A 13,335-nucleotide genomic window follows, 5' to 3' on the forward strand; every position below is an offset into this window, starting at 1 on the left:
TATGGTCTTGTGGTCGCTCCTCGCGCCCCGGCAGACTCCCCACACGTCACCGCCGACGGACCGAGGAGGACCGGATGCCGAAGCGCCGCACCACGCAGGCCGACGTCGCCGCCGTGGCGGGCGTCAGCCAGGCCACCGTGTCCTTCGTGCTGAACGACCGCCGCCCCGCGGGCGTGCACATCAGCGCCGACACCCGGCAGCGCGTCCTCGACGCCATCCGCATCACCGGCTACTCCGCCAACCCGGTGGCCCAGCGACTCGCCGGCGGGCGCAACCAGATCCTCGGCGTCTTCACCTACGAGGCGACGTTCCCCGGCGGCGGCCGCGACTTCTATGGCCCGTTCCTCGTCGGCGTCGAGCACGCCGCCGAGCAGCTCGGCATCGACATCCTGCTGTTCACCAGCGCCCGCGTGGTCGACGGGCGGCGGCGCCTCACCCGCGACGGGTGGCAGCGCCTCGGCATCGCGGACGGCTGCCTGCTGCTCGGGCAGCACGAGGACCGCAGCGAGCTGCAGCACCTGCTCGACACCAACTACCCGTTCGTGTTCATCGGCAAGCGGGTCAGCGAGGGCGGGCGCCTGCCCTACGTGGGCGCGGACTACGTGAGCGCCACCCGGCGGGCGGTCGAGCGGTTGCTGGAGGCCGGGCACCGCCGTGTCGGGTACGCCGGGGACATGGGGTCCGACCAGCCCACCACCGACCGCTGGGCCGGCTACCGGGACGCGCTGCGCGCCGCCGGGCTCGGCGCCCGGCTGGTGCCGGAGGACGACCCTGACGCCGTCGCCGCCGCGATCGTCGAACAGGGGCTCACGGCCGTCGTCCTGGCGCCAGAGCGCGACCCCGAGGAGCTGCACGACGCCCTGCGGCGGCGCGGGCTGGAGGTGCCGCGCGACGTGTCGGTCGTCCTGCTCGGCCAGCCGCACCACCGGCTGCGTCGCCCGCAGGAGTGGTCCGGGTTCGTCATCCCCCGCGAGCAGATGGGCGCCCGCGCCCTGCTGCTCCTCTCCCGCCTGGTCGCGGGCGACGAGGTCGCCGACCCCGACCTGCACCGCCTCCTGGAGTGCACCGACGTCGAGGGCGCCACGGTCGCCCCGCCCGTCACCGCGCTCGCCCCCTGATGCCCCCGAGAAGCCCCGAGAGAACGGAAGTCCACCCGTGCCCACCACCACCGACGTCACCACCGACGTCCTCGTCGTCGGCGCCGGGCTCGGCGGCGTCGCCGCCGCCCTCGCCGCCGCCGACCGCGGCGCCCGCGTCGTCCTCACGGAGGAGCACCCGTGGATCGGCGGCCAGCTCACCTCCCAGGCCGTGCCGCCGGACGAGCACCCGTGGGTCGAGACCCAGGGAGTCACCCGCCGCTACCGGGCCCTGCGCGACGGGATCCGCGAGGTGTACCGGCGCGACTACCCGCTGACGGCGGCGGCCCGGGGCCGCGACGACCTCAACCCGGGCGCCGGGTGGGTGTCCAAGCTGTGCCACGAGCCTCGCGTCGCGGTGAACGTGCTGGAGCGGATGCTGCTGCCCGGCAGGGTCTCGGGCCGCATCACCCTCGTCGAGCGCGTGCGGCCGGTGGCCGCGGAGACCGACGGCGACACGGTGCGCGCGGTGACGCTCGAGTCGGTGCTGGACGGGTCGCGGACCACCGTCACCGCCGGCTACGTGCTCGACGCCACCGAGACGGGCGAGCTGCTGCCGCTCACGGGCACCGAGTACGTCACGGGCTTCGAGTCGCAGGCCGCCACGGGCGAGCCCAGCGCCCCCGCCGAGGCGCAGCCCGACAACGTGCAGGCGCTCAGCGTGTGCTTCGCCGTCGAGCACGCCGACGGCGACCACACCATCGAGCGGCCCGACCGGTACGACTTCTGGAGCTCCTACCGGCCCGGCCCGTGGAACGGCGAGCGCATGCTCTCCTGGCACGCCCCCAACCCGCGCACCCTCGCCATGGACGTGCGCAGCTTCACGCCCGACCCCGGGGACGACGCCGGTGCGGTGGTGGCCGACCAGTCCCGCAACCCGGGCGACGGGAACCTGTGGACCTTCCGCCGCATCATGGCCCGCGACCAGTTCGCCCCGGGATTCCTCGCCGGGGACGTGTGCCTGGTCAACTGGCCGAGCATCGACTACTTCCTCGCCCCGGTGCTCGACGTGCCGCGCGACGTCGAGCTGGCGCGGATCGAGGACGCCCGGCAGCTCAGCCTGTCGATGCTCTACTGGATGCAGACGGAGGCGCCGCGGACCGACGGCGGCACCGGGTTCCCCGGCCTGCGGCTGCGCCCCGACGTCATGGGCACCGCCGACGGCCTGGCGCAGGCCGTGTACCACCGGGAGAGCCGCCGCATCCGCGCGGTGACGACCGTGACCGAGAACGACGTCTCCTACGCGGTGCGCGGCGACCGCGGCGCCACCCGCTACGACGACAGCGTCGGCGTCGGCATGTACCGGATCGACCTGCACCCCTCGACCGGCGGCGACACGTACATCGACGTGCCGTCGACCCCGTTCGAGATCCCGCTCGGCGCGCTGCTGCCCGAGCGCACCACCAACCTGCTGGCCGCGAACAAGAACATCGGCACCACCCACATCACCAACGGCTGCTACCGCCTGCACCCCGTGGAGTGGAACGTCGGCGAGGTCGCCGGCCACCTCGCCGCGTTCTGCGCGGAGCGGGGTGTGCGGCCGCACGACGTCCACGCCAAGCCCGACCTGGTCACCGAGCTGCAGTCCGAGCTGACCGCCGCGGGCGTCCAGCTCCGCTGGGGCCCGGGCGTGCACCCCTACTGAGCCGAGCCCGCAGCACCCCGTCCGCCCAGTCCGAAGGAGTACTGATGTCCATCCTCACCCGACGCAGAGGTCTCGTCGCAGGTGCCGCCGTCGCCGCCGTCCTCGGCCTGACGGCGTGCGGGTCCGGCGACGCCGGCCAGGCCGGCGACCCCGAGACCCCGGGCGACCCCGTGTCGCTGACCATGACCGTCTGGACGGCGGACGAGACCCAGCTCGCCCTCTTCCAGTCCATCGCCGACGCGTACGTCGAGGCGAACCCCGACCTCGTCTCCGACGTGACGTTCGAGGCGATCCCGTTCGAGGACTACACCACCTCGCTCACCACGCGCCTCGCGGGCGGCAACGCCCCCGACCTGGCGTGGATCCTGGAGAGCTACGCCCCCGAGTTCGTCGACAGCGGCGCCCTCGTGGACCTCGCCCCCGTGCTCGAAGGCACCGAGGGCTACGCGTACGACGACCTGCTCGACTCGTCGCTGGAGCTGTGGCAGCAGGACGACGGCCTGTTCGCCTACCCGTTCTCGAACAGCCCGTTCGCGATGTTCGTCAACACCGACCAGATCTCCGCCGCCGGCCAGCCCGACCCGGCCGAGCTCGTCGCGGACGGGAAGTGGACGTACGACGCCGCCCGCGACATCGCCGCGGCCGCCGCGAAGAAGTCCGGCAAGCAGGGCCTCGTCGTGCGGGACTTCGACTACCAGGTGTGGGAGAACCTCTCCACGATCTGGGACGGCTGGGGCGCCGCGCCCTGGAGCGACGACGGTGCCACCTGCACCTTCACCGACCCCGCCATGGTCGACGCCATGACGTGGATCCACGACGCCACGTTCGGCGACGGCGCGATGCCCGCCCCCGGCACCACCGCGGACTTCTTCGCCGGCGACGCCGCCATGACGATCACCCAGATCTCCCGGGCCTCCGTCCTCGACGACAGCTTCGCCTGGGACGTCGTGCGGCTGCCGGCCGGGCCCGCCGGGCAGCAGAACGTCATCGGCCAGGCCGGCATCGGCGTCTTCGCCCAGGGCGAGCACCCCGACATCGCCGCCGACTTCCTCGCCTGGTTCACCAACCCGGAGAACGCCGAGCAGCTCGCCGAGTTCTTCCCGCCGCCGCGCGAGTCGCTCCTGACGGCGGAGGTCCTCGGCGCCGCGAACCCGAAGCTCAGCGAGGACCAGCTGCAGGCCGTCGTCGTCGACGGCATCACCGGCGCCGTCACCAAGCCCGCGCACCCGAGCTTCGCCAAGCTGCAGGAGACGGTGCGTGCGTCGCTCGACCCGCTCTGGACGGCGGACGCCGACGTCGAGGCCGTCCTGGGCGACGTCTGCGGCTCGATCGAGCCGATCCTGGCCGACCGATGACGTCGTCGACCCTCACGCGGCCGCGGGCGCGCCCTCGGGGCGCCCGCGGCACGGCGGCCCGCCGCGACCAGCTCGTCGGCTACACGATGGTGGCGCCGCAGGTGCTCGGCACCCTCGCGTTCGTCGTCGCGCCGCTGCTGGTCGTCGTCTGGTACTCGCTGCACGAGTGGAACGTGCTCGCCGGCACGTTCCAGTTCGCCGGCGCCGAGAACTACGAGCGCATGCTCGCCGACCCCGGGCTGCGCGACTCGCTCGTCGCGAGCCTGTGGTTCTCCGTCGGGCTCGTGGTCCTCAACGTCTCCCTGGCCCTGCTGCTCGCCGTCCTGCTCGACCAGAAGCTGCCGGGCACCACGACGTTCCGCACGTTCTTCTTCTCGCCCGTCGTCGTGTCCCTCGTGGCCTGGACCATCGTGTGGCGGTTCCTGCTCCAGGACGACGGCGGCATCAACGGCTTCCTCGCGTCGGTCGGCATCGACGGGCCCAACTGGCTGCGCAGCGGCCCCACCGCGATGCTCGCCGTGATCGTCGTCCAGGTCTTCAAGAACGTCGGCCTCAACATGATCCTGTTCCTCGCCGCACTCCAGGGCGTGCCGGAGGAGGTCCAGGAGGCGGCGCGCATCGACGGCGCGGGGCCGTGGCGCCGGTTCCGGTCGATCGTCCTGCCGCTCATCAGCCCGACCGTGCTGCTCGTCTCGATCCTCACGGTCGTCGGCTCGCTGGAGGTCTTCGCCCAGATCGACGTGCTCACCGGCGGCGGGCCGGGCACGTCCACGACCGTGCTCGTCTACTACCTGTACCAGCAGGCCTTCCAGTTCAACGAGTTCGGGTACGCCAGCGCGATCTCCGTGCTGCTGTTCATCGTCGTCCTGGCCCTGACCCTGGTCCAGTGGCAGACGCGGAAGAGGTGGGTCCACGATGAGGTCTGACGTCGCGCCCGCGCCGCACGAGGCGCGCACCCCCGACGAGCCGGCAGCCCCGACGGCGGCACCGCCGTCGCCCGTCCCGCCCCGCCGTCGCCGCCGGGCCCGGCCCGTGCGCGGCGTGCTGGTGGGGCTGCTCGTGCTGCTCAGCCTGCCGTTCGTGTTCCCCACCTGGTGGATGGCGACGTCCAGCCTCAAGCCGATGAGCGAGATCCTGCAGGTCCCGCCCACGGTCTGGCCGCGGAGCGCCACCTGGGACGCCTACGGCGAGGTGTTCCGGCTGCAGCCGTTCGCGCAGCAGTACTGGAACAGCCTGTACATCGCCGCGCTCGTGACCCTGGGGACGATGGCGATCTCCGCGCTGGCCGGGTACGCCTTCGCGCGCATCCGGTTCCGCGGGGCGAACGCGCTGTTCGTGCTCGTGCTCGCCGGCATGCTCGTGCCCGCCGAGGTGACGATCGTCCCGCTGTTCCGCATGGTCAACAGCCTCGGCCTGGTCGACACGCACTGGCCGCTGATCGTCGTGCCGATCTTCGGGGCGCCGTCCGTGCTCGCGACGTTCATCATGCGGCAGTTCTTCCTCGGCCTGCCGCGCGAGCTGGAGGAGGCCGGGCGCATGGACGGCCTCAGCCGGTGGGGCCTGTTCGGCCGCATCGCCGTGCCGCTCGCGAAGCCGGCGCTCGCGGCGGTCGCCATCTTCACGTTCCTCAAGTCGTGGAACCTCTACCTCGAGCCCATCGTGTACCTGTCGAGCCGGGACAAGTTCACGCTGCCGCAGGCGCTCACGCAGTACGTCGACGCCTACGGCGGGCCGATGTGGAACGTCCAGCTCGCCGCGACCACGCTCACCGTGATCCCCGTGCTGGCCGTGTTCCTCGTCGCGCAGCGCCAGTTCGTCCAGGGTCTGGCGCACACGGGCCTCAAGGGCTGACGGGGGGCAGGCCGGCCCCCTCGACCGGGTCGAACGGCAGCACCAGGTGCAGGCGCCCGCCACTGCCGTCGCGGGCGCCGAGCGTGAGCGACCCGCCGCGGGCGCGGACCCGGGCGCGGTGGCGCTCCAGCCCGGAGAACGGCGGGACCGGGTCGGGCGGGCCGCTGCCGTCGTCGTCCACGACGACGTCGCACACCCACCGCGTGCGCCCGTCCACGGGCGGGCGCACCTCGGCGCGCACCGTGACCGCGTGGGCGCCCCCGTGCTTGAGCGCGTTCGTCACGGCCTCCTCGACCGTGTAGACGACGACGAGCCGGTCGGTCAGGGGGAGGACGGCGCGGTGGTCGTCGGCGAGGTGCTGCAGGGTCGGGCCGAGCACCACGGACGTGGCCACGTTGACGGGGAGCCGGTCGAGCAGCACCCGGATCGCGTCGACCGTGCCCAGGTCGGCGCCGGTCGGGAAGAGGTGATGGCTCAGCACCCGCACGTCCTCCTCGCGCAGGGCGTCGAGGTCGGCCGCCCACTCGTGCAGCCGCCCGCCCCAGCGGGCGCGGGCGGGCGGGTCGAGCTCGACGGCCAGGGCGTCCAGCCCGGCGGAGATGACGACGAGGCGCTGCTGGACGGTGCCGTGCAGCCGGTCGGCGACCATGCGCCGCACCCGCAGCTCCTCGGCCTCCAGGTCCCGGACGGCCGCCGCCGTCCGCTCCTCCTCCGCCCGCCGTCGCGCGCGCTCCGCGTCCTCGCGCTGCAGCAGCCACGCCACGAGGTACCCCGCGCCGAGCGAGCCGGCGTACCCGAGCACGCCCGTGCTCCACACGGCGACGGCGCCCGGGCTCACGACGTCGGACACCGTCGTGACCGGCAGGAGCAGCGCCGTCCGCACGGCCGCCTGCACAGCCGCGAGCAGGGCGGCGACGGCGAGGCGCGCGGGCCACCGGTGCAGCACGCGGTGCACCGCGAGCACCACGCCCACCAGGACCAGCCCGACGACCAGCGTGACGCCGCCCACCCACCAGGCGGGGTCCGCCGGGTCGTACCGGCCCTCCCGCTCGACGGACTGCTCCGTCACGAGCACGGAGAAGACGACCACGTTGACGACGGCGACCGCGGCCGCCACCCGGTCGCGACGCCGTCGCGACCGGGTGGCGGGCTCCCGGCGCCCTGTCAGCGCCACATGCCTGCGGTCCACGGCGCCTCCTCTCGTGACGCGCGCCCGTCCGCCGCCCGGGCGCCCTCGCGCGCCCGCGAGCCAGCACGCAAAACCGTACGTGCTTCCTCGCACGTCCGCCGGGCGGGGTCGGGGCTCGACGCCGGACCGTTCCGACGGCTCAGGGCGCGGGGGCGGACCGTTCGACCGGTTCGGCATCGGACACGGCCCGCGTCCCGGACCCGAGGCCCGTCACTCCGGCGGCCGCCAGCCGAGCAGGGGGCGCAGGGCGCGGGCGCCGAGCGCCTCGGCCCGGCGACCGAGTGCCTGGGCGCCCAGGTCCCGCAGTCCGGTCGCGAGCGGCGACGTCCACCGGGTCGGACCGGCGACCCGCGCGGACAGGCGCATCACCCGCCGCACGCGGGGCCGGCGCTCGGCCGACCAGCGCTGCAGCCCCGCCGCGACGTCGTCGGACCGCACGCGCGCCCCGAGCACGACGGCGTCCTCGATCGCCTGGCACCCGCCCTGGCCGACGTTCGGCAGCATGGCGTGGGCGGCGTCGCCGACGAGGGCGACCCGGCCCGTCGCGAGCGACGCCGGGGGAGCGGGCAGGTGCCGCAGCGCGTGCCGCAGCACCGTGCCCTCGTCGAGGGACGCGAGCAGCTCGGGGATCGGGGCGTGCCAGCCGGCGAGCCGCGCCCGCAGCCCGTCGAGGTCGCCCGGTACGTCGGCGGCGTCGGCCACCGACACGTAGCCGTAGACGCGGCCGTCCGCGAGCGGCGCCAGCCCGACGACGATCCCGCGCCCCCACGTCTCCGAGCCGACGAGCCCCGCGGGCGCCGGAGCCACGAAGCGCCACGCCGTCGAGCCCCCGTGGACCGGGGCGGGGGCGCTGGCCCACCACCGCGCGCGGGTGGGGGAGTCGATGCCGTCGGCCGCGACGACGAGGCCGGCGTCGACGTTCCGGACTCCGTCCGGCGAGACCACCGAGACGCGCGCCGGCCGCCGCGCGGTGCCCGGGTCGGTGACCGTGGCGGCCGTCCCGAGCTGCAGCGCCCCGGCCGGCAGCGCGTTCGCGAGCATGCCGACGAGCTGGGCGCGGTGCAGCATCAGGGTCCGGTCGCCGAAGTGCGCGGTCGCCTGCTCGGCCCGCGCGCGCAGCAGCCACCGGCCGTCCGGGCGGCGCAGCCCGACCTCGCCCTGCAGCGCGGCCAGGTCCCGCAGGGTGTCGCCGATGCCCAGCGCGGCGAGCGCCCGCACCGCGTTCGGCGCCACCGCGATGCCCGCGCCGACGGGGTCGAGCGACGTCGCCCGCTCCGCCACGGTGACGTCCCAGCCGCGGCGGGCGAGCGCCGCCCCGGAGGCGAGACCGCCGACGCCGCCGCCGATGACGACCGCGGTCCGGGCGTCGTCCGGCGCCGCCCCGTGGTCAGTCACGGAGCGGCGACCCGACGACGTCGAACCGCAGCCCGCCGAACTCGCCCGAGAGCAGCGGGCGCGCTGCCGCGATCGACTCCCGCACCGCCGGGAGCTGCAGCGACGCCCGGTGCGCCTCGGCGGACGTCCACAGCTCGGCGACGAACACCGTGTCCGGCTGCTCGTCGTTCACCCCCACCTCGTACAGGAGGCAGCCGGCGTCGGCCAGCTCCGTGCTGTGCTGCGTCAGGTGCGCGACGAGCTCGTCGCGCCGGCCCGGGGCGGCACCCAGGGTGCCGACGTTCGCGAAGGTCATGGCCTCACGCTAGCCCCCGCCAGGGCGCGCGGGGCGCTCGTGCAGGTGCGTGAAGTCGCGCAGCCCGGCGCGCCGACCGTCACGCGGTGTTGCAGGGGAACCCGTTCAGCGTGACCAGCGACGGGGCGGCCGTTCCCGACGTCGTCGCCCCGACGAATCCGAAAGTCCGCCGGTCACCCGGCGCCAGCACGGCGTTCCGGTCGAGGCTCGCGGCGCGCACGACGTCGCCGGTCTGCTCGGCGTCGACGTTCCAGGCGTGGCGCAGCGACTCCCCGGACCCGAACCGCCACGCCGCCGTCCACCCGTCGATCGCGGCGCTGCCGGTGTTCTCCACCCAGACCTGCGTGGTGAAGCCGCGCGGCCACGAGCCGTGCACCGTGTAGTCGACGGCGCAGGTCCCGGCCAGCTCGTCGGCCGTCGCCGGTGCGAACGGAGTCTCCGCGTCGCTCGTCCACCGCACCAGCGTCAGGTCCGCCGTCTCCGCACCGCGAGGGCCCGAGTCGGCCGAGTGGTAGAAAAAGCCGTGGCCCAGCGGCTGCAGACCGACGTCCGCCTTCTGCTCCCAGCCGCGGATCCCCGTCTCCGGGTCCTCAAGACCGTCGTCGGCCAGGTCGAGGAGCAGGCCGCGCTCGGTGCCCTCGCCGCCGGGGCCGGGGACGCCCACCAGGTCGCCCTCCACGGGACGCGTGGCGGCGTCGACCGCGAACATCAGATAGTTGGGGAACTGCGGCTTCTTGCCACGGTAGACGCCCAGGAACCAACGCTCCTGTGCCGCGTCGTAGGCGAGGTTCTGCACCCCGTAGGTGGTGTTGCCGGTGCGGACGAAGTACTTGCCGCCCACCTCGGCCGGGCCGCTGCGGTGCGGGTCCTCCTCGGTCAGCGGACGCTCGTACCGCTCCCAGTCGGAGACGTCGTACTGCAGCAGCACCTGGTGGTCGTTGTCCGTGCGGCCCGTGTGGGAGTAGATGCCGTACGCCACCGTGAGGAGCTGCTCGCCACCCGTGGTGCCGAAGGCGGGCCCGAAGCTCACGCCGTCGATCCCCGAGCAGCCGTACCGGTGGTCCGCCGTGTCGGCCACGTTGCCGTCGAACTCGCCGTCACCGTCCATGTCGGCCACGTAGTCGTCGTGCACCTCGGGCAGGTACACCGTGGAGAAGACGTCGGACTCCTGCGCGTCCATCCCGACCTCGTCCACCGCGTCGCCGTCGATCACGGCGACGTAGAACGCCTCGTCCGTCTTGTACTCGAGGGAGCCGTAGACCCGCCCGTCCTCGGTGCTGAAGTCGAGATCGCCCAGGTGGCCCGTGAAGCCCTCCACCGTGCCGACGAGGTTGCCCTCGAAGTCGTACTTCACCAGCATCGTGGTGAACGAGTAGTAGACGAAGCCGCCCGCCTGATCGACGGCGATGCCCTGCACGTGGCTGGTGGGCCAGGTGCCGCCGTTCTGCTCCAGCGGCAGGCTCGCCACCGCGGGCGGTACGGCCTCGTCGCCCGTGGTCGGCGCGCTCGCGGCCGCCGGGACGGCCGCCGCGAGCGGCAGCGCCAGGGCCGCGGCCGCCGCCGCGACGGTCAGCCGAGTGGTTCGTGGTCGATGCATGGTGCCTCCCCGTGATGGAGCCGCCCGGCGCTGCGCCCTTGCGTGCCTTGCCGTGCCCGTGCAGTCCACGCAGGCCACAGCCCCGGCTGTCGGCGCCCAGTCCACCGGGCGCCGCTGACCGGTGTCGGACGGGGCGACGAACTCCGCGTGAGCAGCGGGTGAAGTGCTGCGCGCGCCGTGCCACGTCGGCCTGGTGCCGCACGCCACGTCGTCGAGCGGAAGGCTGCGCTCGCCGACGGCGTTGTCGCCGACGTGACACCGCCCGACGCGATCCCGACCGCCGCCGACGTCGTCGTCATCGGCGCCGGGCAGGCCGGCCTGTCCGCCGCCTACCACCTGCGGCGCCGCGGGTTCGCACCCGCGGGACGTGGCGGCGCGGGGCGCACGTACGTGGTCCTCGACGGCGAGGATGGCCCCGGAGGAGCGTGGCGGCATCGCTGGCGCTCCCTGCGGATGCGCACCGTCAACGGAATCCACGACCTGCCCGGCATCGAGCAGCCCGGCGTCGAGCCCGAGGCGGCGAGCGTCGACGTGCTGCCCGCCTACTTCGGCGACTACGAGCGCGAGCTCGGCCTCCCCGTCGTGCGGCCCGTGCGGGTTCGACGTGTCGAGCCGGGCGACGACGGCGCGCTGCTGGTCCGGTGGGAGGGCGACGGGGCGTCCGGAACGATCGCCGCGCGGGCGATCGTCAACGCGACCGGCACCTGGTCCAAGCCGTTCTGGCCCGCCTACCCCGGGCAGGAGACGTTCCGCGGCCGCCAGCTCCACACCGCCGACTACGTGCGCGCCGAGGACGTCGCCGGGCAGCGCGTCGCCGTCGTCGGCGGCGGCATCTCCGCCGTCCAGCTCCTCGAGGAGGTCTCCCACGTCGCGGAGACCTTCTGGTTCACGCGCCGCGAACCCGTGTGGCGCGACTCCTTCGACTCCCGCGACGGCGCGGCCGCCGTCGCGATGGTGGCTGACCGGGTGCGCGAGGGCCTGCCGCCGCAGAGCGTCGTGTCCGTGACCGGCCTGATCCGCACCCCGTCGCTGCGCGCCGCCGCCGCGCGGGGAGTGCTGGAGCGCCGGCCCATGTTCACGCGCATCACGCCCGACGGCGTCGTCACCCCCGACGGCGAGCACGTCCCCGTGGACGTCATCTTCTGGAACACCGGCTTCCGCGCCGCCCTCGACCACCTGCGGCCCCTGCACCTGCGCGCGCCCGGCGGCGGCATCCGCATGGACGGCACCCAGGTCGCGGGCGAGCCGCGCGTCCACCTCATCGGCTACGGGCCCTCCGCCTCCACCGTCGGCGCCAACCGCGCCGGCCGCGACGCCGTCAACCGGATCGTGCGGTACCTCGGCCCTGTCGGCTAGACGCCGCGACGCGGGCCGGTGTCCGTGGCGACGTCGTGCGTCGGCGCGCCCGGACCACGCCTGGCGCGCACGACCATGATGACCAGGCCGACGACGAGCCACACCGCGGCGATCTCCAGCGCGAGATGGCTGGCCAGCACGAGGACGGCGACGACGATCGCCGCCCCGACGACCGGGACGACGGTGTGCAGGACGCGGCGGTCCGTGCGGCGTCCGAGCACGTAGTAGCCGATCACGGCGACGTGCAGGAAGACGAACGCGGCCAGGGCGCCGACGGTGACCATCGAGGAGAGCAGGTCGAGACCGTCGGGCTTGATCGCGGCGGCGACGGCGATGAGGAGCGTCGCGACCGCCGAGACGAGGATCGCGGGCCGAGGCACGCCGGTGCGGCGGCTCACGGAACCGAGCGCGGCGGGCAGCTGCCCGTCGCGGGCCATGCCGTACATGAGACGGCTGACCGCGGCCTGCGCGACGAGCGCGGAGAGCACGGGCCCGATCGCTCTCGCCGTCGTGACGGTCGTGCCCAGCCAGGACCCGATCTCGTCGCCGATCATGGTGTAGAAGACCGTGCCCTGCTCGTCGGGGCGCGCGGCGAGCTCCGCCGGGGTGGTCGTCGTCAGCAGCGCCCCCAGGTACGTCTGCAGCACGAAGAGCGCCCCGGCGAGGACCAGGCAGAAGATCAGGGCCTTGCTGACCTGCCGTGGGGACCCGGTGGTCTCCTCGGCGAACGTGGCGATCGCGTCGAAGCCCAGGAAGGCGAGCGCCGCCACCGAGACCGCACCGAGAGTGCCGGCGACGGTGAAGCCGTCCAGCCCCGTCAGCGGGGACAGCCACGGCCTCGCCGGTCCCTCCTGGACCAGGACGACGACCGCACCCACGCAGAAGGCGGCCAGCACCAGGATCTCCACCACCAGGGCGACGAAACCGACCGTCGCCGCCAGCTTGACCCCGCCGAGGTTCAGGCCCGTGATGAGCAGCACGGCCGCGCCGGTGAACACCCAGACGGGCACCGCGGGAAACAGGGCGTGGCTGGCGATGCCGCAGAACAGCGCGGCCAGGCTCGGGATGAACAGGTAGTCCAGCCCGATCATCCAGCCGGCCATGAAGCCCGGGCGCCTCCCCAGCCCCGCGGTCGCGTAGGCCGAGACCGACCCCGCCTTGGGCACGGCGACGGACATGCGCGCGTACGACCATGCGGTGAACGCCATCGCCACCGTCGCGACGAGGAACACGAGGGCGACCGCCCCGTTGCTGCGGGCGTCCAGCACGCCGAAGGTGCCCATCGGCGCGGTCGGGCCGATGAACAGCAGCCCGTAGACGACGAGGTGGCGCAGGGACAGGCTCCGGTGGAGCCGCCCCTCGGTGGTGCCGGGTGCGGGGACGTCCTTGGCGGCGCGGGGACTGGTAGACGTCGGTCTCAACTCCTCAGCTGTTCGCGGTGGCCCGGACGGCAACGCGGGTCCTCGATCGGGCCTCGGCGAGCCTACGCCGACGGCAGCGGGTGAGGGGGTGGCGG

The 13,335-nt window shown here is 74.3% G+C and carries 11 protein-coding genes; 6 read left to right on the plus strand and 5 right to left on the minus strand.

All coding sequences use genetic code 11. The annotated features are described in order from the left end of the window. The first annotated feature begins 74 nt into the window (after positions 1 to 74). From EYB28_RS02955 to EYB28_RS02975, 5 genes are read left to right on the plus strand one after another with little or no spacing between them, the layout of a single operon-like run. Complete coding sequence (locus EYB28_RS02955) at positions 75 to 1,118, plus strand: LacI family DNA-binding transcriptional regulator (RefSeq protein ID WP_166844707.1); 1,044 nt, start codon at positions 75 to 77, stop codon at positions 1,116 to 1,118. Positions 1,119 to 1,155: 37 nt separating this feature from the next. Then, complete coding sequence (locus EYB28_RS02960) at positions 1,156 to 2,781, plus strand: FAD-dependent oxidoreductase (protein ID WP_166844709.1); 1,626 nt, start codon at positions 1,156 to 1,158, stop codon at positions 2,779 to 2,781. A gap of 44 nt (positions 2,782 to 2,825) precedes the next feature. Beyond that, positions 2,826 to 4,136: a sugar ABC transporter substrate-binding protein gene (locus EYB28_RS02965; RefSeq protein WP_166844711.1), complete on the plus strand. Its 1,311-nt coding sequence runs from the start codon at positions 2,826 to 2,828 to the stop codon at positions 4,134 to 4,136. Further along, entirely contained in the window at positions 4,133 to 5,062 is a 930-nt protein-coding gene (locus EYB28_RS02970) for a carbohydrate ABC transporter permease (protein WP_166844712.1), read from the plus strand. Before EYB28_RS02965 ends, EYB28_RS02970 begins: the two co-directional genes overlap by 4 nt. Then, complete coding sequence (locus tag EYB28_RS02975) at positions 5,052 to 5,987, plus strand: carbohydrate ABC transporter permease (RefSeq protein WP_166844713.1); 936 nt, start codon at positions 5,052 to 5,054, stop codon at positions 5,985 to 5,987. Before EYB28_RS02970 ends, EYB28_RS02975 begins: the two co-directional genes overlap by 11 nt. Here the strand turns inward: EYB28_RS02975 and EYB28_RS02980 are convergent. From EYB28_RS02980 to EYB28_RS02995, 4 genes are all read right to left on the minus strand, one after another. Next, on the minus strand, positions 5,977 to 7,176 hold the full coding sequence (locus tag EYB28_RS02980) for a sensor histidine kinase (RefSeq protein ID WP_166844715.1): 1,200 nt from the start codon (positions 7,174 to 7,176) through the stop codon (positions 5,977 to 5,979). The genes EYB28_RS02975 and EYB28_RS02980 overlap by 11 nt on opposite strands. 210 nt (positions 7,177 to 7,386) lie before the next feature. Next, positions 7,387 to 8,571, minus strand: a complete 1,185-nt coding sequence (locus EYB28_RS02985) for an FAD-dependent monooxygenase (RefSeq protein ID WP_166844717.1) — start codon at positions 8,569 to 8,571, stop codon at positions 7,387 to 7,389. Continuing rightward, positions 8,564 to 8,866, minus strand: a complete 303-nt coding sequence (locus EYB28_RS02990) for a putative quinol monooxygenase (protein ID WP_166844719.1) — start codon at positions 8,864 to 8,866, stop codon at positions 8,564 to 8,566. The genes EYB28_RS02985 and EYB28_RS02990 overlap by 8 nt, the downstream gene beginning before the upstream one ends. 79 nt (positions 8,867 to 8,945) lie before the next feature. Further along, positions 8,946 to 10,463, minus strand: a complete 1,518-nt coding sequence (locus EYB28_RS02995; protein ID WP_166844721.1) for a cellulose-binding domain-containing protein — start codon at positions 10,461 to 10,463, stop codon at positions 8,946 to 8,948. Between the two features lie 252 nt (positions 10,464 to 10,715). On the opposite strand from EYB28_RS02995, the gene EYB28_RS03000 reads away from it, so the two are divergent. After that, positions 10,716 to 11,819, plus strand: coding sequence for an FAD-dependent oxidoreductase (locus EYB28_RS03000; RefSeq protein WP_240930364.1), 1,104 nt, complete (start codon positions 10,716 to 10,718; stop codon positions 11,817 to 11,819). Here EYB28_RS03000 and EYB28_RS03005 read toward each other — a convergent pair. Next, complete coding sequence (locus tag EYB28_RS03005) at positions 11,816 to 13,240, minus strand: APC family permease (RefSeq protein WP_240930365.1); 1,425 nt, start codon at positions 13,238 to 13,240, stop codon at positions 11,816 to 11,818. The two genes, EYB28_RS03000 and EYB28_RS03005, sit on opposite strands and share 4 nt — an antisense overlap. Between the last annotated feature and the right edge of the window lie 95 nt (positions 13,241 to 13,335).

The sequence above is a fragment of the Isoptericola sp. BMS4 genome (assembly GCF_011634835.1).
GTDB lineage: Bacteria > Actinomycetota > Actinomycetes > Actinomycetales > Cellulomonadaceae > Isoptericola.